Origin of the sequence: Pseudomonas sp. NPDC089752 (assembly GCF_044748725.1) — a bacterium.
Taxonomy (GTDB): Bacteria; Pseudomonadota; Gammaproteobacteria; order Pseudomonadales; family Pseudomonadaceae; genus Aquipseudomonas.
Map to the genome: position 1 here is coordinate 504296 of NZ_JBIVGP010000002.1, position 19746 is coordinate 524041.

Annotated in this window: 17 protein-coding genes; 1 reads left to right on the forward strand and 16 read right to left on the reverse strand. The window is 62.2% G+C overall.

Annotated features, from left to right (window positions below):
* Window positions 1-25: 25 nt before the first annotated feature.
* Window positions 26-880: an S-formylglutathione hydrolase gene (gene fghA, locus ACIPZF_RS05265; RefSeq protein ID WP_400796031.1), complete on the reverse strand. Its 855-nt coding sequence runs from the start codon at window positions 878-880 to the stop codon at window positions 26-28.
* A gap of 8 nt (window positions 881-888) precedes the next feature.
* Window positions 889-2001, reverse strand: coding sequence for an S-(hydroxymethyl)glutathione dehydrogenase/class III alcohol dehydrogenase (locus tag ACIPZF_RS05270; RefSeq protein ID WP_400796034.1), 1113 nt, complete (start codon window positions 1999-2001; stop codon window positions 889-891).
* 107 nt (window positions 2002-2108) lie between these two features.
* Here ACIPZF_RS05270 and ACIPZF_RS05275 point away from each other — a divergent pair, with 107 nt between their 5' ends.
* Window positions 2109-3005 (forward strand): LysR substrate-binding domain-containing protein, encoded by an 897-nt coding sequence (locus ACIPZF_RS05275; protein ID WP_400796036.1) that lies wholly within the window; start codon window positions 2109-2111, stop codon window positions 3003-3005.
* Window positions 3006-3080: 75 nt separating this feature from the next.
* Here ACIPZF_RS05275 and ispD read toward each other — a convergent pair whose 3' ends face one another.
* The 14 genes from ispD to bamA form a co-directional block, all read right to left on the reverse strand.
* Window positions 3081-3788, reverse strand: a complete 708-nt coding sequence (gene ispD / locus ACIPZF_RS05280; protein WP_400796039.1) for a 2-C-methyl-D-erythritol 4-phosphate cytidylyltransferase — start codon at window positions 3786-3788, stop codon at window positions 3081-3083.
* Entirely contained in the window at window positions 3785-4066 is a 282-nt protein-coding gene (gene ftsB / locus ACIPZF_RS05285) for a cell division protein FtsB (RefSeq protein WP_400796042.1), read from the reverse strand. The genes ispD and ftsB overlap by 4 nt, the downstream gene beginning before the upstream one ends.
* A gap of 162 nt (window positions 4067-4228) precedes the next feature.
* Complete coding sequence (gene eno / locus ACIPZF_RS05290) at window positions 4229-5518, reverse strand: phosphopyruvate hydratase (RefSeq protein WP_400796045.1); 1290 nt, start codon at window positions 5516-5518, stop codon at window positions 4229-4231.
* A 196-nt stretch (window positions 5519-5714) separates the two neighbouring features.
* Window positions 5715-7343: a CTP synthase gene (locus tag ACIPZF_RS05295; RefSeq protein WP_400796048.1), complete on the reverse strand. Its 1629-nt coding sequence runs from the start codon at window positions 7341-7343 to the stop codon at window positions 5715-5717.
* Window positions 7344-7612: 269 nt separating this feature from the next.
* Window positions 7613-8893, reverse strand: coding sequence for a tRNA lysidine(34) synthetase TilS (tilS, locus tag ACIPZF_RS05300; RefSeq protein ID WP_400796051.1), 1281 nt, complete (start codon window positions 8891-8893; stop codon window positions 7613-7615).
* Window positions 8894-9005: 112 nt separating this feature from the next.
* Window positions 9006-9953, reverse strand: coding sequence for an acetyl-CoA carboxylase carboxyl transferase subunit alpha (gene accA, locus ACIPZF_RS05305; RefSeq protein WP_186679193.1), 948 nt, complete (start codon window positions 9951-9953; stop codon window positions 9006-9008).
* Between the two features lie 105 nt (window positions 9954-10058).
* Window positions 10059-13583 (reverse strand): DNA polymerase III subunit alpha, encoded by a 3525-nt coding sequence (dnaE, locus tag ACIPZF_RS05310; RefSeq protein ID WP_400796054.1) that lies wholly within the window; start codon window positions 13581-13583, stop codon window positions 10059-10061.
* Window positions 13584-13673: 90 nt separating this feature from the next.
* Entirely contained in the window at window positions 13674-14297 is a 624-nt protein-coding gene (rnhB, locus tag ACIPZF_RS05315; protein WP_400796057.1) for a ribonuclease HII, read from the reverse strand.
* Between the two features lies 1 nt (window position 14298).
* Entirely contained in the window at window positions 14299-15426 is a 1128-nt protein-coding gene (gene lpxB / locus ACIPZF_RS05320) for a lipid-A-disaccharide synthase (protein ID WP_400796060.1), read from the reverse strand.
* Window position 15427: 1 nt separating this feature from the next.
* A complete protein-coding gene (gene lpxA, locus ACIPZF_RS05325; RefSeq protein ID WP_400796062.1) occupies window positions 15428-16204 on the reverse strand; it encodes an acyl-ACP--UDP-N-acetylglucosamine O-acyltransferase in 777 nt (258 codons plus the stop codon).
* Window positions 16201-16641: a 3-hydroxyacyl-ACP dehydratase FabZ gene (gene fabZ, locus ACIPZF_RS05330; RefSeq protein ID WP_400796064.1), complete on the reverse strand. Its 441-nt coding sequence runs from the start codon at window positions 16639-16641 to the stop codon at window positions 16201-16203. Before fabZ ends, lpxA begins: the two co-directional genes overlap by 4 nt.
* Before the next feature lie 113 nt (window positions 16642-16754).
* Window positions 16755-17810: a UDP-3-O-(3-hydroxymyristoyl)glucosamine N-acyltransferase gene (gene lpxD / locus ACIPZF_RS05335; protein ID WP_400796067.1), complete on the reverse strand. Its 1056-nt coding sequence runs from the start codon at window positions 17808-17810 to the stop codon at window positions 16755-16757.
* Between the two features lies 1 nt (window position 17811).
* Window positions 17812-18315: an OmpH family outer membrane protein gene (locus ACIPZF_RS05340; RefSeq protein WP_400796069.1), complete on the reverse strand. Its 504-nt coding sequence runs from the start codon at window positions 18313-18315 to the stop codon at window positions 17812-17814.
* Window positions 18316-18359: 44 nt separating this feature from the next.
* Window positions 18360-19746: outer membrane protein assembly factor BamA (gene bamA, locus ACIPZF_RS05345; RefSeq protein ID WP_400796072.1), on the reverse strand; the 1387-nt coding region annotated here is incomplete at its 5' end.

Below are 19746 nucleotides of genomic sequence, written 5' to 3' on the forward strand. Positions count from 1 at the left end.
GTTGGGCGGCTTTTGGACCAGGTCGTTAAACCCTGCCGAGTGCCACTGCGTGATGGCGCAGGTGGTCATCGATGAAGCTGGCGATGAAGTAGTAGCTGTGGTCATAGCCAGGCTGCAGGCGCAGGGTCAGTGCATGCCCCCCCTTGCGTGCCGCCTGCTCCAGGGCCTCGGGTTTGAGCTGCTTTTCCAGGAAATCGTCACGGTCGCCCTGGTCCACCAGCAACGGCGGGCACCCACCGCTTGGCGTCTCGGCCAGCAGTACGCTGGCATCCCATTCGCGCCAGCGCGCGCGGTCTTCTCCCAGATAGCGGCTGAAGGCTTTCTCGCCCCAGGGGCAATCCATCGGATTGCTGATCGGCGAAAACGCCGAGATCGAGCGATAGCGCCCCGGGTTGCGCAAGGCGCAGACCAACGCACCGTGCCCGCCCATGGAGTGGCCGCTGATACTGCGCTGATCCGAGGCCGGGAAATGCGCCTCGATCAATGCCGGGAGCTCTTCGACCACGTAATCATGCATGCGGTAGTGCTGCGCCCAGGGCTGCTGGGTGGCGTTGAGGTAGAAACCCGCCCCCAGACCGAAGTCCCAGGCACCGTCCGGGTCGCCCGGCACCTGTTCGCCACGCGGGCTGGTGTCGGGCGCAACGATGATCAGGCCAAGTTCGGCGGCCAGGCGCTGGGCGCCGGCCTTCTGCATGAAGTTTTCGTCGGTGCAGGTCAGCCCGCTCAGCCAATACAGCACTGGCAGCTTCTCGCCTTGCTCGGCCTGCGGTGGCAGGTAGACGGCGAACACCATGTCGCAGCCCAGCACCTTGGAGTGATGCCGGTAACGCTTGTGCCAGCCGCCGAAGCTTTTCTGGCAGGAGATGTTATCCAGGCTCATGGCTGACCTCAGAAGTGAATCACGCTGCGGATGCTCTGGCCTTCGTGCATCAGGTCGAAGGCCTTGTTGATATCCTCCAGGCCCATGGTATGGGTGATGAAGGTATCCAGCGGAATCTCGCCCTTCTCGGACATTTCCACGTAGCTTGGCAGCTCGCTGCGGCCCCGTACGCCACCGAAGGCCGAACCGCGCCAGACGCGGCCGGTCACCAGCTGGAACGGCCGGGTGGCGATTTCCTGGCCGGCGCCTGCGACGCCGATGATCACCGACTCACCCCACCCCTTGTGGCAGCACTCCAGTGCCGCACGCATCAGTTGCACATTGCCGATGCATTCGAACGAGAAGTCCACGCCGCCATCGGTGAGGTCGACGATCACTTCCTGGATCGGGCGATCGTAGTCTTTCGGGTTGATGCAGTCGGTGGCGCCCAGTTGGCGGGCGATTTCGAACTTGGCCGGGTTGATGTCGATGGCGATGATGCGCGAGGCCTTGGCCTTGACCGCACCGATCACCGCCGACAGGCCGATGCCGCCCAGGCCGAAGATGGCCACGGTGTCGCCCGGCTTGACCTTGGCGGTGTTGAGCACCGCGCCGATACCGGTGGTCACGCCGCAACCGAGCAGGCAGACCTTCTCAAGCGGGGCTTCCTTCTGGATCTTGGCTACGGAAATTTCCGGCAGCACGGTGTACTCGGAGAAGGTCGAGGTACCCATGTAGTGGAACAGCTGCTGGCCCTTGTACGAGAAGCGGGTGGTGCCGTCCGGCATCAAGCCCTTGCCCTGGGTAGCGCGGATCGCCTGGCACAGGTTGGTCTTGCCCGAGCGGCAGAATTTGCACTGGCCGCACTCCGGCGTGTACAGCGGGATCACGTGGTCACCGACGGCCACCGAGGTCACGCCCTCGCCAATCGCTTCGACGATCGCCCCGCCTTCGTGGCCGAGAATCGACGGGAAGATGCCTTCCGGGTCGGCGCCCGACAAGGTGTAGGCGTCGGTGTGGCAGACACCGCTGGCGACCACGCGCAGCAAGACTTCACCGGCCTTGGGCATGGCCACGTCTACTTCGACGATTTCCAGGGGTTTCTTGGCCTCGAAAGCTACGGCGGCACGGGACTTGATCATCAAAGGTCTCCAGACAGTGGGTCGATTCAGTCTCACAGTGTAATTCAGCTGTTTTTGGTGAATAATCCAAGCCAAGACAAAACATTATTGCCATACAGGGATAATCGATGAGCAGCCGCTGGGAAGGCATCGACGAATTCGTCGCCGTGGCCGAATCGGGCCAGTTCACGGCGGCTGCCGAGCGCATGGGCGTGTCGTCATCGCATATCAGCCGGCAGATCGCCCGCCTGGAAGAGCGCCTGCAGACCCGTCTGCTGTATCGCAGCACCCGGCGGGTTACGCTCAGTGAAGCCGGGCAGACCTTCCTGCAGCACTGCCAGCGCTTGCAGGACGGTCGAGAGGAAGCCATGCGCGCCATGGGCGACCTGGCCAGCGAACCCAAGGGGCTGCTGCGCATGACCTGCGCCGTGGCTTATGGGGAGCGCTTCATCGTGCCGCTGGTGACGCGCTTCATGGCGCTGTACCCGCAGTTGCGGGTCGACGTGGAATTGAGCAACCGCACGTTGGATCTGCTGCACGAGGGTATGGACCTGGCGATTCGCCTGGGCCGGCTGGCCGATTCCCGGCTGGTGGCCACACGCCTGGCGCCACGGCGCATGTACCTGTGCGCCTCGCCTGCCTATCTGGAACGCTATGGCAGGCCGCACAGCCTTTCCGAACTGGCCCGGCACAATTGCCTGGTGGGCAGCTCCGACCTGTGGGCGTTGCAGCAGGATGGGCGCGAGATCAGCCAGCGGGTACAGGGCAACTGGCGCTGCAACAGTGGGCAGGCAGTGCTGGATGCGGCCTTGCTGGGGATGGGGTTGTGCCAGTTGCCGGACTACTACGTGCTCGAGCACTTCAACAGTGGGGCGCTGGTGTCGTTACTGGAGGCGCATCAGCCACCCAATACGGCAGTGTGGGCGCTGTATCCGCAGCAGCGGCATCTGTCGCCCAAGGTTCGGCGGTTGGTGGATTATCTGAAAGAAGGGCTGGCCGGGTTGCCGGAGTATCGGCAGAACTGATGCGCTGGCTTTGCGGGCCTCTTCGCGGGCGGTCCGACGTCTCGGCAAGCCCGCGAAGAGGCCCGCAAAGCCAACTCAATGCCGATTGGCCCAACGCTGACGCAACCACTCCAGGTCTTCCGGGCGAGTCACCTTGATGTTGTCGCTGCGCCCTTCGATCAGCCGCGGCGCCTGGCCGGACCATTCGATGGCCGACGCCTCATCGGTCACCAGCACATCGGACACCAGGCTCTCGGCCAAGGCCCGATGCAGCGCCCCCAGGCGGAACATCTGCGGCGTGTAAGCCTGCCAGATGGTGCTGCGATCCACGGTGGCGCTGACGCGCCCGCTGGCATCAGCCCGCTTGAGCGTATCGCGCGCCGGGACCGCCAGCAGCCCACCTACCGGGTCATCGGCCAGCTCCGACAACAACTTGTCCAGGTCGCTGCGCGCCAGGTTCGGCCGCGCCGCATCGTGTACCAGTACCCAGTCATTATCCGACGCTCCTTGGGCATGCAACAGCAACAAGGCATTGAGCACCGAGTCGGCACGCTCGTCACCGCCCGGCGCACGCTGGATGCACGGGTTGCTGGCGCAACGCAGGCCAGGCCAGTACGGGTCGTGTTCGGCAATGCTGACCACCACGCCCTTGAGCGAGGGGTGGCCAAGAAAACAGTCGAGGCTGTGCTCGAGGATGGTCTGCCCGGCCAGCTCCAGGTATTGCTTGGGGCGGTCGGCAGCCATGCGGGCACCGACGCCCGCAGCAGGAATCACGGCCCAGAAGGCCGGCAGTGTTTCACTCATTTTTGCGGCAGCTGGAAGAGAGTTTCACCCTCTTTGACCATTCCCAATTCATGACGAGCCCGCTCTTCAACGGTCTCCATACCTTTCTTCAACTCCAGCACCTCGGCGTCGAGCACGCGGTTACGCTCCAGCAGCCGCTCGTTCTCGGCATGCTGCTCGTCGATCTGCTGCTTGAGCTCAGCCACGTGCGCCAGGCTGCCGTTACCGACCCACAGGCGGTACTGCAGGCCACCGAGCAGCAGGAGCAGGACAAGAAACAACCAATAAGGACTGCGCATCAAGGTATCCAGGTTAAAAAGACCGCCCGCTACGGGCAGTTTTCAAATAGCACGAAGCCTGGCCGAGGCCAGGCTTCGTTGACAGAAACCCGCATGAGGCATCGGAAAATTCAGTACGAAAGTTCCGACAGTCTCGGCTGCTGTCTTTTTACCATCTCTTGCTTAGCCGCGAAACTCGGCACGACCACGGTAAACCGCTTTGGCGCCCAGTTGCTCTTCGATGCGCAGCAGCTGGTTGTACTTCGAGACGCGGTCGGAACGGCACAGCGAACCGGTCTTGATCTGACCAGCAGCGGTACCCACGGCCAGGTCGGCGATGGTCGAGTCTTCGGTTTCACCGGAGCGGTGCGAGATGACGGCGGTATAACCGGCAGCCTTGGCCATCTGGATGGCTTCCAGGGTCTCGGTCAGCGAGCCGATCTGGTTGAATTTGATCAGGATCGAGTTACCGATGCCCTTCTCGATGCCTTCCTTGAGGATCTTGGTGTTGGTCACGAACAGGTCGTCACCGACCAGTTGCACCTTCTCGCCGATCTTGTCGGTGAGGATTTTCCAGCCAGCCCAGTCGGACTCGTCCAGGCCGTCTTCGATCGAGATGATCGGGAAGCGCTCGGTCAGGCCTTTCAGGTAGTCGGCAAAGCCTTCGGCGTCGAACGACTTGCCTTCGCCAGACAGGTTGTACTTGCCGTCTTCATAGAATTCGGAAGCCGCGCAGTCCAGGGCCAGGGTCACGTCGGTGCCCAGCTTGTAGCCGGCTTTTTCAACGGCCTCGGCGATGGCGCCCAGGGCGTCTTCGTTGGAAGCCAGGTTCGGCGCGAAGCCACCTTCGTCACCCACGGCGGTGTTCAGGCTACGGGCCTTGAGCACAGCTTTGAGGTGGTGGAAGATTTCGGTGCCCATGCGCAGGCCGTCGGAGAAGGTCTTGGCGCCAACCGGCTGCACCATGAACTCCTGGATGTCGACGTTGTTGTCGGCGTGCTCGCCACCGTTGATGATATTCATCATCGGAACCGGCATCGAGTACTGGCCCGGGGTGCCGTTGAGGTTGGCGATGTGCGCGTACAGCGGCAGGTCCTGGTCCTGGGCAGCGGCCTTGGCGGCAGCCAGGGAAACAGCCAGGATGGCGTTGGCGCCCAGCTTGGCCTTGTTCTCGGTACCGTCCAGCTCGATCATGGCGCGGTCCAGGGCTTTCTGGTCGGACGGATCCTTGCCCAGCAGCAGGTCACGGATCGGGCCGTTGATGTTGCCGACGGCCTTCAACACGCCCTTGCCCAGGTAACGGCTCTTGTCGCCATCACGCAGCTCCAGCGCTTCGCGCGAGCCGGTGGAAGCACCGGACGGCGCGCAGGCGCTGCCGATGATGCCGTTGTCGAGCAGTACATCGGCTTCCACGGTGGGGTTGCCACGCGAATCGAGAACTTCACGACCTTTGATGTCGACGATTTTTGCCATTGTTGTAAGCACTCCAGAATTGACGAAAACAACGCAGCTTTAGGGAATTCTTGCCTTTCAGCCGGCGGGGATGCAGCAGGCAGGCCGGGTGAAAGCAGCCCCTGACCGTGCGGTCAGGGGCAGATCGGGGCGTACTTTACCCGAGAAATGAGCCTTGCGCGGTTTTAACCGTCGGAAAACTCATCAAAGCCCAGCTTCAGGCCTTGTTCTTCTGGGCCAGGGCCGCCTTGACGAAACCGCTGAACAGCGGGTGACCGTCACGCGGAGTGGAGGTGAACTCCGGGTGGAACTGGCAGGCGACGAACCATGGGTGGTCCTTGGACTCGACCACTTCCACCAGCGCGCCGTCTTCGGAACGACCGGAAACCAGCAGGCCCGCGTCGACCAGCTGCGGCAGCAGGTTGTTGTTCACTTCGTAGCGGTGACGGTGACGCTCGGTGATGATGTCCTTGCCGTAGCAGTCATGCACCTTGGAACCGGCAGCCAGCTGGCAGTCCTGAGCGCCCAGGCGCATGGTGCCGCCCAGGTCGGAGGCTTCGGTACGGGTCTCGACGGCACCGGTGGCATCGGCCCACTCGGTGATCAGGCCGACTACCGGGTGGCCGCTGTTGCGGTCGAACTCGGTGGAGTTGGCGTCTTTCCAGCCCACCACGTTTCGGGCGAACTCGATCACGGCCACCTGCATGCCCAGGCAGATACCCAGGTACGGCACCTTGTTCTCACGGGCGTATTGCACCGCGGTGATCTTGCCTTCCACGCCACGCAGGCCGAAACCGCCCGGCACCAGAATGGCATCGGCGCCTTCGAGCAGGCTGGTGCCCTGGTTCTCGATGTCTTCGGAATCGATGTAGCGCAGGTTGACCTTGGTACGGTTGGTGATGCCGGCATGGCTCATCGCTTCGATCAGCGACTTGTAGGCGTCCAGCAGCTCCATGTACTTGCCGACCATGGCGATGGTCACTTCCTGCTCAGGATTGAGCTTGGCATCGACCACCTTGTCCCACTCGGACAGGTCGGCACCATTGCACTGCAGGCCGAAGCGCTCGACAACGAAGTCGTCCAGGCCCTGGGCGTGCAGAACACCTGGGATCTTGTAGATGGTATCGACGTCTTCCAGGGAGATGACCGCACGCTCTTCGACGTTGGTGAACAACGCGATCTTGCGGCGCGACGAGGCATCGACCGGGTGGTCGGAACGGCAGATCAGCACGTCAGGCTGCAGGCCGATGGAGCGCAGTTCCTTGACCGAGTGCTGGGTCGGCTTGGTCTTGGTTTCGCCTGCGGTGGCGATGTACGGGACCAGGGTCAGGTGCATCAGCATGGCGCGCTTGGAGCCCACTTCGACACGCAGCTGACGAATCGCTTCGAGGAACGGCTGCGACTCGATGTCACCCACGGTACCGCCGATTTCCACCAGGGCCACGTCGGCATCGCCGGCACCCTTGATGATGCGACGCTTGATTTCGTCAGTGATGTGCGGGATGACCTGGATGGTCGCGCCCAGGTAATCACCACGACGTTCCTTGCGCAGCACGTGCTCGTAGATGCGGCCGGTGGTGAAGTTGTTGTTCTGGGTCATGGTCGTGCGGATGAACCGCTCGTAGTGGCCCAGGTCGAGGTCGGTTTCGGCACCATCGTGGGTGACGAAGACTTCACCGTGCTGGAACGGACTCATGGTGCCAGGATCGACGTTGATGTACGGATCCAGCTTCAGCATGGTGACCTTCAGGCCCCGCGCTTCCAGGATGGCCGCCAGGGAAGCCGAGGCAATGCCTTTCCCCAATGAAGAAACAACACCGCCCGTGACGAATATGTAGCGCGTCATGAAAAACCCTAGAAGTCTGCGTTAAGGCGGCCAGGGCCGCCGGAGAAAGCGAAGGAAGGCCGAAGCCCCCGATCACCTGCGTCAATCACAGTGCATCTCGAAAAACTGCCGCGTCTGTACAGACCAGGGGTATCCCCAGCATGGAGCTCGCTCGTCATTTCCAGAATCAGCCCAGCAAAAAACTGCTTGGTAATCGGCAACTGCCGTGTTTCCGAGGAACGCACAGAAGTTGTATCAAGAAGGGAGGGTAGTCTACCGGAATGTACCCTTCAGCTCAAACCTTGCGCGTTCGTCGGAGGTCGCCAGTGCAGCTGGCAATCCGCCTGCCCCAGTTCGGGCAGATTGGCCACGGCCAGCAAGCGCTCGCCGCTGTACAGCAACGGCAGGCGCGCACGCAGGAAGTTAGGGACGTGCAGTTCGTTGAGCAGGCGTTTCAAGTCGCGCTTGCCACGGCCCGGAACATCCAGCACTTCGCCGCCTTGACGGTAGGCAATGCGCAAGTCGCCCGGGGTACTGCCCTGCAGGCGAACACTGCCATTGCCAGGCAATGGCAGCGGATCGGCCGGCTGTTCCCAGCGCGGCGCGCCCGCTACCGGCTGCAACCAATCACCACTCAACCACCAGATGCGCCCGTGGCTGCGCGCAAGCTCGCCGTCGGTCAGTTGCCAGACGGGTTGGGCATCGACCGCCGCATCACGCAGGTCCGCCCAGCCCGCCCAGTGCCGACTGTCGGGCAGGCGGGTGCGTCGACTCAGCCAGTGCTGCAAGGCATTGCGCTGACGCGCTGGCGAAAGCGCCGCGAGCGTCGCCAGATCCAGAGAGTCGAGGCCAGACCAGATGGCAGGCGCACCCTCCCCGGCCACAGCCAGGTCTGCCTGGGCCAACTCATCGAGCAGACCCAGCGCTTCGCCCAGATGCTCGGCGCTACGGGCCAGGTTCTGGCTTGCCTGCGGCCAACGCTGCTGCAGCAACGGAAACACTTCGCCACGCAGGAAATTACGGGCAAATGCCGTGTCAGTGTTGGATGGATCTTCGATCCAGTTCAGTCCGTGCGCTTGCGCATAATTGTGCAAGTGCGTGCGCGAAACGTTCAGTAGCGGCCTGACCAGTGTGCCCTGCCCCAATGGCCGCTGTAGCGGCATTGCAGACAGCCCTCGCAGGCCGGCACCGCGCAGAAGGCGGAAAAGCAACGTTTCGGCCTGATCATCGCGGTGTTGGCCGGTGAACAACACATCACCTGAACCGAGGATTTGCTGAAAGGCCAAATAGCGGGCATCACGGGCAGCCTGTTCCAGGCTGGCGCCGGGGGCTATCTGGACGCGGATGGTCGTCAGCTTGATACCAAGGCGCTCGCAGACCGCTTTGCAATGCTCTGGCCAAGTGTCGGCTGCAGGCTGCAGACCGTGGTGGATGTGGATTGCGTGCAGTGGGGGCGTTGCGTGGGTGCGGGTGTGATCAGCCAGCAGATGCAGGAGGACGGTGGAGTCGAGTCCGCCAGAGAAGGCGATGTGCCAGGCGGGGGCATTGAGCCAGGGGGTGAGGTCGATCATGGGTAGCCTCACTTGGCTTGAGATTGCCGGGGGTGATTTGCACCCCATTCGCGGGGCAAGCCCGCTCCCACAAGGATCAGCGTCAACGCGGACAATGTGGGAGCAGGTTCTATCAGAGGCCGTAGCTCATCAGGCGCTCGTAACGACGGGCCAGCAGCGCGTCATGGTCGAGCTTGCCAAGCATGTCCAACTGCTGAACGAGGTCGGCGCGGATGCTTTCGGACATCTTCGCCGGGTCACGGTGAGCGCCGCCCAGTGGTTCCTGAATAACCTTGTCAACGATGTTCAGGCTCTTCAGGCGCTCGGCGGTGATGCCCATGGCCTCGGCAGCGTCGGCGGCCTTGTCGGCGGTCTTCCACAGGATCGAGGCGCAGCCTTCCGGCGAAATCACCGAGTAGGTCGAGTACTGCAGCATGTTCAGCTGGTCGCACACACCGATGGCCAGCGCACCGCCGGAACCACCTTCACCGATCACAGTGGCAATGATCGGCGTCTTCAGGCGCGCCATGACACGCAGGTTCCAAGCGATCGCTTCGCTCTGGTTGCGCTCTTCGGCGTCGATGCCCGGGTAGGCACCCGGGGTGTCGATGAAGGTCAGGATCGGCATCTTGAAGCGCTCGGCCATTTCCATCAGGCGGCACGCCTTGCGGTAGCCTTCAGGGCGCGGCATGCCGAAGTTGCGACGCACCTTTTCGCGTACTTCACGGCCCTTCTGGTGGCCGATGACCATGACCGGCTTGCCATCCAGGCGGGCGGTACCACCGACGATGGCGGCGTCGTCGGAGAAGTGGCGGTCGCCGTGCAGCTCTTCGAACTCGGTGAAGATGTGCTCCAGGTAGTCCAGGGTGTAAGGACGACGTGGGTGGCGGGCCAGGCGGGCGATCTGCCAGCTGGTCAGGTTGCCGAAGATGCTTTCGGTCAGGGTGTTGCTCTTGTCTTGCAGACGGGCAATTTCATCGCTGATGTTCAGCGAGTTGTCGTTACCCACCAGGCGCAGCCCTTCGATCTTGGCTTGCAGGTCGGCAATCGGCTGTTCGAAATCGAGAAAATTCGGGTTCATAGTCATCCGTCTTGGGTCTACGGCCAGGCGGCCGGCCGGTTGATCCGTTTGGCGCCCTACCTTAAGGGATCAGGCGCGTTCAGGTCGAGATTAAATTGCGTCGGTTCAACGATATTGCAGGAAGACGTTCTCACGCCCGAACTGGTCACGCAGCGCCTGAATCAAGCCATCGGCCGGGTCGATCGACCACTGCTCGCCGAACTGCAGCATGGCCTTGGCATCGCTGCCGGTGTACTCCAGGGTGATCGGGCAACCGCCGCGGTGGCGGGTGATCAGCTCGCCCAGCCAGTTCAGGCGGTCGCCCTTGAGCGCCTCGTGGGTGATCTTCAGGCGCAGGCTCTCGGCCAGCTTGGTGCGGGCATCTTCCAGGGTCATCACCTGCTTCACACGCAGGCGCAGGCCGCCGGAGAAGTCGTCATTGCTGACTTCGCCTTCGACGACGACCATCGCATCATTCTGCAACAAAGCTTGAGCGCCCATGTACGCATCGGCGAACAACGAGGCCTCGATGCGCCCGGAACGGTCGTCGAGGGTAACGAAGCCCATCTTGTCGCCCTTCTTGTTCTTCATCACCCGCAGGGCAATGATCATCCCGGCGATGGTCTGGGTCTCGCGCGACGGCTTCAGGTCGATGATGCGCTGGCGGGCGAAGCGGCGTATTTCGGCCTCGTATTCATCGATCGGGTGGCCAGTGAGATAAAGGCCGAGGGTGTCCTTCTCGCCCTTCAGGCGCTCTTTGAGCGTCAGCTCGCGCACCTTGCGGTGGTTGGCATAGACGTCGATATCCGGGGCATCGAACATGCCGCCGAACAGGTCGACGTGACCGCTGTCGGCGGTGTGGGCCGCCTGTTCGGCGGCCTTGATGGCCTCACCCAGCGCGGAGAGCAACGTTGCACGGTTGATGTCGATATTGGCGTGGTAGGCCTTGATTTCGTCATGGAAGTGCGGGCCGAGCCGGTCCAGTGCGCCGCTGCGAACCAGCGCATCGAGGGTACGTTTGTTGACGCGCTTGAGGTCGATGCGCTCGCAGAAGTCGAACAAGTCCTTGAACGGGCCGCCCTGGGCCCGCGCCTCGACGATGGCCTCCACCGGGCCTTCACCGACGCCCTTGATCGCACCAAGGCCGTAGACGATCCGCCCATCGTCATTGACCGTGAACTTGAAGTCGGAGAAGTTCACGTCCGGCGCATCGAGGCGCAGTTTCATGCTGCGCACTTCCTCGACCAGCACCACCACCTTGTCGGTGTTGTGCATATCCGCCGACAGTACCGCGGCCATGAAAGGCGCCGGGTAGTGGGTCTTCAACCAGGCGGTCTGGTACGACACCAGGCCATAGGCCGCCGAGTGTGATTTGTTGAAGCCGTAACCTGCGAACTTCTCCACCAGATCGAAGATGTTACCCGCAAGATCCGCGTCGATATTATTGCCCACGCAACCTTCGATGAAGCCACCGCGCTGCTTGGCCATTTCCTCGGGCTTTTTCTTACCCATGGCCCGGCGCAGCATGTCGGCGCCGCCAAGGGTATAGCCCGCCATGACCTGGGCAATCTGCATCACCTGTTCCTGGTACAGGATGATGCCGTAGGTCGGTGCCAGCACCGGCTTGAGGCCTTCGTACTGATAGTCCGCATGGGGGTAGGCCAGCTCGGCGCGGCCGTGCTTGCGGTTGATGAAGTCGTCCACCATGCCCGATTGCAGCGGGCCAGGGCGGAACAGTGCCACCAGTGCGATGAGGTCTTCCAGGCAGTCGGGTTTGAGCTTCTTGATCAGCTCCTTCATGCCGCGCGATTCGAGCTGGAAGACTGCCGTGGTCTCGGCCTTCTGCAGCAGCTCGTAGGTCTTGCGATCGTCCAGCGGGATGAAGTCGATATTGAGGTCGGGCAGGTTGTTCTTGGCCTGCTCGCGGTTGATGATCTCCATCGCCCACTTGATGATGGTCAGGGTGCGCAGGCCAAGGAAGTCGAACTTGACCAGGCCGGCAGCCTCGACGTCGTCCTTGTCGAACTGGGTCACCAGGCCGCCACCCTCTTCGTCACAGGCGATGGGTGCGAAATCGGTGAGTTTGGTCGGGGCGATTACCACGCCCCCGGCGTGCTTGCCGGTACCCCGGGTGACGCCTTCGAGCTTGAGCGCCATGTCCCAGATTTCGCGCGCATCTTCGTCACCCTTGAGGAAGTCGCGCAGGATCTCTTCCTGCTCGTACGCTTTCTCCAGGGTCATGCCCACTTCGAACGGAATCATCTTCGACAGACGGTCGGCCAGGCCGTAGGACTTGCCCTGCACCCGCGCCACGTCGCGCACCACCGCCTTGGCGGCCATGGTGCCGAAGGTGATGATCTGGCTGACCGCGTTGCGCCCGTAGGCATCGGCCACGTAATCGATCACCCGGTCACGGCCATCCATGCAGAAGTCGACGTCGAAGTCGGGCATGGAAACACGTTCAGGGTTGAGGAAACGTTCGAACAGCAGGTCGTAGGCCAGCGGGTCGAGGTCGGTGATCTTGAGGACGTAGGCCACCAGCGAGCCAGCACCCGAGCCCCGCCCAGGGCCAACCGGGACGTCGTTGTTCTTGGCCCACTTGATGAAGTCCATCACGATCAGGAAGTAGCCGGGGAAGCCCATCTGGATGATGATATCCAGCTCGAACTTCAGGCGGTCCAGGTAGACCTGACGCTTCTCTTCGTAGTTGGGCGTGGTCTCCTTGGGCCACAGCACCGCCAGGCGCTCCTCCAGGCCTTCGTGGGAAACGTGGCGCAGGTAGTCGTCGATGCCCATGCCGTTGGGCGTCGGGAAGTCGGGCAGGAAGTACTTGCCCAGTTGCACCTGTATGTTGCAGCGCTTGGCGATCTCGACGGTGTTGGCGATGGCGTCGGGCAGGTCGCTGAACAGCTCGGCCATTTCCTCCGCGCTTTTGAGGTACTGCTGGTCGCTGTACATTCGCGGGCGACGCGGGTCGTCCAGGGTCCAGCCCTCACCGATGCACACGCGGCTTTCGTGGGCGTCGAAGTCGGACTGTTTGATGAAGCGCACATCGTTGGTCGCCACCAGCGGTGCGCCGAGCTTGTCGGCCAGCGCCACGGCGGCGTGAACATATTCCTCGTCACCAGCACGGTTGGTGCGCTGCACCTCGACATAGAAGCGCTCCGGGAACATACCCAGCCAGTCGTTCAGCAGCGACTCGGCCTCATCCGCACGGCCCGCCATCAGGGCCATGCCGATATCGCCTTGCTTGCCGGCGGACAGAGCAATCAGCCCCTCGCTAGCGGGGGCAATCCACTCGCGCTGAAGGATCACCAGCCCGTTGCGCTGGCCATCGGTCCAGCCACGCGAGATCAATTCAGTGAGATTGCGATAACCCTTGGGATCCATGGCCAGGAAGCAGATCCGCGACAGCGGGGCTTCCGGGTCTGCCCCGGCCAACCACAGGTCGGCGCCGCAGATCGGCTTGATGCCCGCGCCCATGGCGGTCTTGTAGAACTTCACCAGCGAGCACATGTTGCTCTGGTCGGTGATCGCCACCGCCGGCATGTTCATCCCGGCCAGCGCCTTGGCCAGCGGTTTGATCCGCACCAGGCCGTCGACCAGCGAGAATTCGGAGTGGACGCGCAGGTGAACGAAGGGAACCGACATGGAAGATCCTGTAGCAGTGCTGAACGACAAAGGCGGGATTGTAGCGTAAATGCGCTAAACATTTGGGGCCGCAGAGCGGCCCCAAATGTTTCAGATTAGAGAATCGGCAAGCCCCTCTCGGGCTTCCCAGGCAGCGCGCACCGGCGCAAAGGAACGCCGATGAATGGGCGTCGGCCCCAACCGCGCCAGGGCTTCAAGATGCACCGGCGTCGGGTAGCCCTTGTGCCCGCCAATCCCGTATCCCGGGTAGATCAGCTCGAACGCGCTCATCTCACGGTCACGGGTCACCTTGGCCAGGATCGATGCCGCCGCGATAGCCGGAACCTGGCTATCACCCTTGATGACCGGCGCTGCCGGCACCGCCAGTTTAGGGCAGCGATTACCGTCGATCAGCGCAAGCTTGGGCGTTACGCTCAAGCCCTCGACCGCACGCTGCATGGCCAGCATGGTCGCCTGAAGGATATTCAGCCGGTCGATTTCCTCGACCTCGGCGCGGGCAATGCAAAAGCTCAGCGCTTTCTCGCAGATCTCGTCGAACAACGCTTCGCGCCTGGCTTCGGTGAGTTTCTTCGAATCGTTCAGGCCCAGAATAGGCCGTGCCGGGTCGAGAATCACAGCCGCCGTGACCACCGCACCGCACAGGGGGCCGCGGCCGACTTCGTCGACGCCGGCGACCAGGTCTTCGACCAGGTTGAAGTCCAGTCCTATCTGCATGTCAGCGGTCCTTCAGCAAAGCGAGTACCGCGTCTGCCGCCTGGTTGGAGGCGTCGCGGCGCAGGGTACGGTGGATCTCGTCGAAACGTTCAGTCTGCTGGCTGCCGTCGGCCACCAGCGGCGCCAGGGTCTGCGCCAGGGCTTCGCTGGTCGCGGCGTCCTGCAACAGCTCGGGCACCAGCTCGCGTTGAGCAAGCAAGTTCGGCAACGAAACGTAGGGGCTTTTTACCAGGCGTTTGAGAATCCAGTAAGTCAGTGGCGCCAAGCGATAGGCCACGACCATCGGGCGCTTGTACAGCATGGCCTCGAGGGTGGCGGTACCCGAGGCGATCAGTACGGCATCGCAGGCGGCCAGCGCCTGATGCGACTGGCCGTCGAGCAACGTCAGGGGCAACTCGCGGCCTTCCAGCATCTGTTCGATCTGCGCACGCCGCGCCGCGTTGGCGCAGGGAAGCACGAAGTGAACGCCAGGCACCATGTCCCGCAGGTGCTGGGCAGCGTCGAGGAACAGCGCCCCCAGGCGCCCCACCTCACCACCACGACTGCCGGGCATCAACGCCACCACCGGGCTCGCACCCAGGCCAAGCGCCGTGCGCGCTGCCTGCCGATCAGCCTCGAGCGGTATGGTATCGGCCAACGGATGGCCAACGAAGCGCACCGGCACGCCCTGCTCTTCATAGAAGCGCGCTTCGAAAGGCAGCAGCGTCAGCATCAGGTCGCAACCCTCGCGGATCTTCAGCACGCGTTTCTGCCGCCAGGCCCAGACCGACGGGCTGACGTAATGCACGGTCTTGATGCCGGCCTGACGCAGTTTCAATTCGATATTGAGGGTGAAATCAGGTGCGTCGATGCCAATGAACACATCAGGTTTCTGCGCAATCAGGGTCTGGATCAATTCCTTGCGCCGCTTGAGCAACTCACGCAGGCGCCCCAGTACTTCGACCAGGCCCATGACCGCGAGGCGTTCCATGGGGAAATACGACTGCAGGCCTTCGGCCTCCATGAGCGGGCCACCGACACCGATGAAGCGCACATCAGGATGGCGCGCCTTCAAGGCGCGCATCAGACCGGAACCGAGGATGTCGCCGCTGGCCTCACCCGCGACCAGGGCTACACAGAGTTGCGCCATGTCAGCGGGTGATGCCGCGGGCGGAATGCACGATCGACTGACGGAACAGCTCGACCTCGCAGTGCTTGCTGCACAGGTCGTCCAGCTCCTTGACCGCTTCGTCAACGGTCAGGCCCTGACGGTAGACGATCTTGTAGGAGCGACGCAGGGCGTGGATCACCTCGTCGCTGAAGCCACGACGGCGCATGCCTTCGAAGTTCATGCTACGGGCTTCGGCGGGGCTGCCGAACACCGTGACGAAGGCCGGAACGTCCTTGCCGATCGCTGTGCCCATGCCGGAAAACGCGTGAGCGCCGATATGGCAGTACTGGTGCACCAGGGTGAAGCCGGAGAGGATCGCCCAGTCACCGACATGCACATGCCCTGCAAGCGCCGTGTTGTTGACCAGAATGCAGTGGTTGCCGATCACGCTGTCATGGCCGATATGGGCATAGGCCATGATCAGGTTGTGGTCGCCCAGCGTGGTCTCGGCGCGATCCTGCACCGTGCCGCGGTGGATGGTCACGCCTTCGCGGATCACATTGTGATCACCAATCACCAGGCGTGTCGGTTCACCCTTGTACTTGAGGTCCGGGGTGTCTTCGCCGATCGAGGAGAACTGGTAGATGCGGTTGTGCTTGCCGATCCGGGTAGGGCCCTTCAGCACCACGTGGGGACCGATGACGGTGCCCTCCCCGATTTCAACGTCGGGGCCAACGATCGACCACGGGCCGACCTCGACGCCGTCGGCCAGCTTGGCCGAAGGGTCGATGATCGCCCGCGGATCAATCAAATTCATAGCTCACGTTCCGCGCAGGTGATCTCGGCCGAGCACACAGGCTTACCGTCGACCAGGGCGCGGCACTCGAATTTCCAGATGGTCTTCTTGCGACCGATGAACTTGGCTTCCAATACCAGCTGGTCGCCCGGCATTACCGGCTGACGGAAACGCAGCTTGTCGGAACCGACGAAATAGTAAAGGGTGCCGTCGGCCGGCTTGGTGTCGAGCATCTTGAAACCGAGAATGCCTGCAGCCTGGGCCATGGCTTCAATGATTAGCACGCCTGGCATCACCGGGTGTTCCGGGAAATGCCCGTTGAAGAAGGGCTCGTTGATGCTGACATTCTTGTAGGCACGAATGCTCTGGGCCTCGAAGTCCAGATCCGTCACACGGTCTACCAGCAGGAACGGGTAGCGGTGAGGCAGGTATTCGCGAATCTCGTTGATGTCCATCATTTCGGGGGGAAGCCTGTAATAAGAATAGGGAGCGCAGGGGCTGACCACACGCTCCTTTTGCAATCCAAAGAGGAGCCAGCTAGCGACTGTTCACTCTCGATCAGGAAAGGATATCAGCCTTCTGATGTCGGCTGGCCACCTGAGGTCACGCCAGCGACACGTTTTTCCAGCTGCTGGAGACGCTTGGACATATCATCCAACTGGCGAATACGCGCAGCGCTTTTGCGCCAGTCAGCCAATGGCTGCATGGCAGTACCGGAAGAATAGGCACCTGGTTCAGTGATCGAACGGGTGACCATGGTCATCCCGGAAACGAATACGTTATCGCAGACATCAATGTGACCGACCATGCCGACACCGCCAGCGATGGTGCAGTGCTTGCCGATGCGCGTGCTGCCGGAGATCCCGACGCAAGCGGCCATGGCCGTATGCTCGCCAATCTGCACGTTGTGCGCGATCTGAATCTGATTGTCGAGCTTGACCCCGTCAGCAATCCGCGTGTCGGACAGCGCGCCACGGTCTACCGCGGTGTTGACGCCGATTTCTACGTCGTCACCGATGGTGACCCCACCAATCTGAGCGATCTTGCGCCATACACCCTTCTCGTTGGCGAAGCCGAAGCCCTCACCGCCGATCACCGCGCCCGACTGGATGACCACGCGCTTGCCGATGGTCACGTCGTGGTACAGCGTGACCCGCGGTGCAAGCCAGCCGCTCTCCCCGACCACGCATCGCGCACCGATTACGCAATGCGCGCCAATGCTGACGTTGGCATCGATACGTGCACCGCTCTCGATGACCACGAACGGCCCGATGCTGGCACTGGCATCGACCTGTGCGTCCTCAGCCACCACGGCGCTGGGATGAATTCCCGCCACAGCCTTGGGTTTTGGGTCGAACAGGTGGGAGATGCGCGCGTAAGCCAGGTACGGGTCGGCCACGATCAGCGCATTGCCAGCAAAGCCTTCGGCGTCCGCAGCCTTGAGCAGCACCGCAGCTGCCTGGCTGTCATCCAGGTATTTGCGGTACTGCGGATTGGCGAGAAAGCTCAATTGACCGGGGCCGGCCTCCTGCAAGGTAGCCAGTCCGGTAATCTGCTGTGCCTCGGAGCCTTTCAAGGTGGCCCCGAGGGCCTCGGCCAACTGGCCGAGCGTCATGGTCACGGTCATATCAACGGGCTTGGTTCATGCGCTCGATGACTTGGCGGGTGATGTCGTACTGAGGTTTGACATCGATGACCGCACCACGCTCGAGAACCAGGTCGTAACCGCCCTTCTTGATCACCTCCTCGACTGCGCCATCGAGCTTGGGCTTGAGCTGCTTGAGCATGTCGCGGTCGGCGACTGCCTTGGCTTCGTTCAATTGCTTGGACTGCAGCTGGAAGTCACGGGCTTTCTGATTGAATTCGAGTTCGAGGCGCTCACGCTCGGTGTCAGCCATCTTGTCACCGCCCTTGATCAGGCGATCCTTGAGGCCCTTGGCGCTGCTCTCCAAGCCCTTGAGCTTGGTCAGCTGCGGGCCGAACTTCTTCTCGGCATCTACCGCGTATTTCTTGGCGGCATCGGATTCGAGCAGGGCCATCTGATAATTCAGCACGGCGATTTTCATTTCGGCGAACGCCGGGGTGGCGACCAGCGCCGCGGCCACTACGGCCAGTTGAGCCAATTTACGCACGATGCACTCCTGGATAAACCGTTGTCGTTAAGCTAGGGCCGACCTTAGAAGGTCTGGCCCAGAGAGAATTGGAACACCTGGGTATCGGCATCGTCCGGCTTCTTGACCGGCATTGCCAGGCTGAAGCTCAACGGGCCCAGGGCAGTAATCCAGGTGACACCCAGGCCGACGGAACTTGCCATGCCAGAGAAGCCGACCTTTTCGCAATCCGGCTTGCTGCCGCAATTGGTGTCGAACACGTTACCCACATCCCAGAACACGGAGGTGCGCAGCGAACGCTGGTCCTTGACGAACGGTAGCGGGAACAGCAGTTCTACGCCGCCCTGAACCAGTACGTTGCCGCCGAACGGTAGCGGATCCTGATCCGGGTCGCGAATGGTACCGGAATTGGTCCCATCGCTTGGCGTGCTGCGCGGACCCAGGCTGCTGTCCTTGAAACCACGAACGGAGTTGAAACCACCCGCGTAGTAGTTCTCGTAGAACGGCAGGCCGGAAGTACCGCCGAAACCATCACCATAGCCCAGTTCAGTGTGCAGGCGCAGGGTGTAGTCGTTGTTGATTGGCTTGAACAGCTGGCCGCGGTAGTCGAGCTTGTAGAACGACAGGTCGCTGCCCGGAATGGTGGTTTCCAGGGTCAGACTCTGGGAGTGACCACGGGTTGCCAGTACGCCTTTGTTCAGGGTCGACTCGGACCAGCCGACCGAGGCCTTGAAGTTCAGGAAGTTGTCGCCCTCTTGCTCGAGGAAGTCGAAGATCTCGTCGACGGTGTAACGGCCGGTCTTGATCTTGTCCTGCTGCACGCTCAGGCCGTAGGTCAGGCGCGACGTTTCGCTGATCGGGTAGCCGAGGCTGACGCCCGCACCCAGGCTATCGACCGCATAGCTGGCCACGTCGACGTCGAGGTCGTCGTAGTCGGTGCTGCGGTAGAACGCGTTGTAGCCCAGGCTGACACCGTCAGCTGTGAAGTAGGGGTCAACGAAGCCGAAGTTGTAGCGGGTCTGGTATTCGGACCGGGTCAGGCCGATCGACACCTTGTTACCGGTACCGAGGAAGTTGGTCTGGCTGATCGAACCGCCGAGGATCAGGCCGGCGCTCTGGGCGAAACCGACGCTGGCGGTGATCGAACCGGACGCTTGCTCTTCGACGCTGTAGTTGACGTCGACCTGGTCGTCGGTGCCCGGTACCGGCGGGGTTTCGACGTTGACTTCCTTGAAGAAGCCCAGGCGCTCCAGGCGGGTCTTGGACTGGTCGATCAGGTAGGTCGACGCCCAGCCGCCTTCCATCTGGCGCATTTCGCGGCGCAGCACTTCGTCTTCGGTCTTGGTGTTGCCGCGGTAGTTGATGCGGTTCACGTAGGCACGCTTGCCCGGGTCGACGACGAACATGATGTCGACCGTGTGATCTTCGTCATTTGGCTGTGGCACGCCGTTG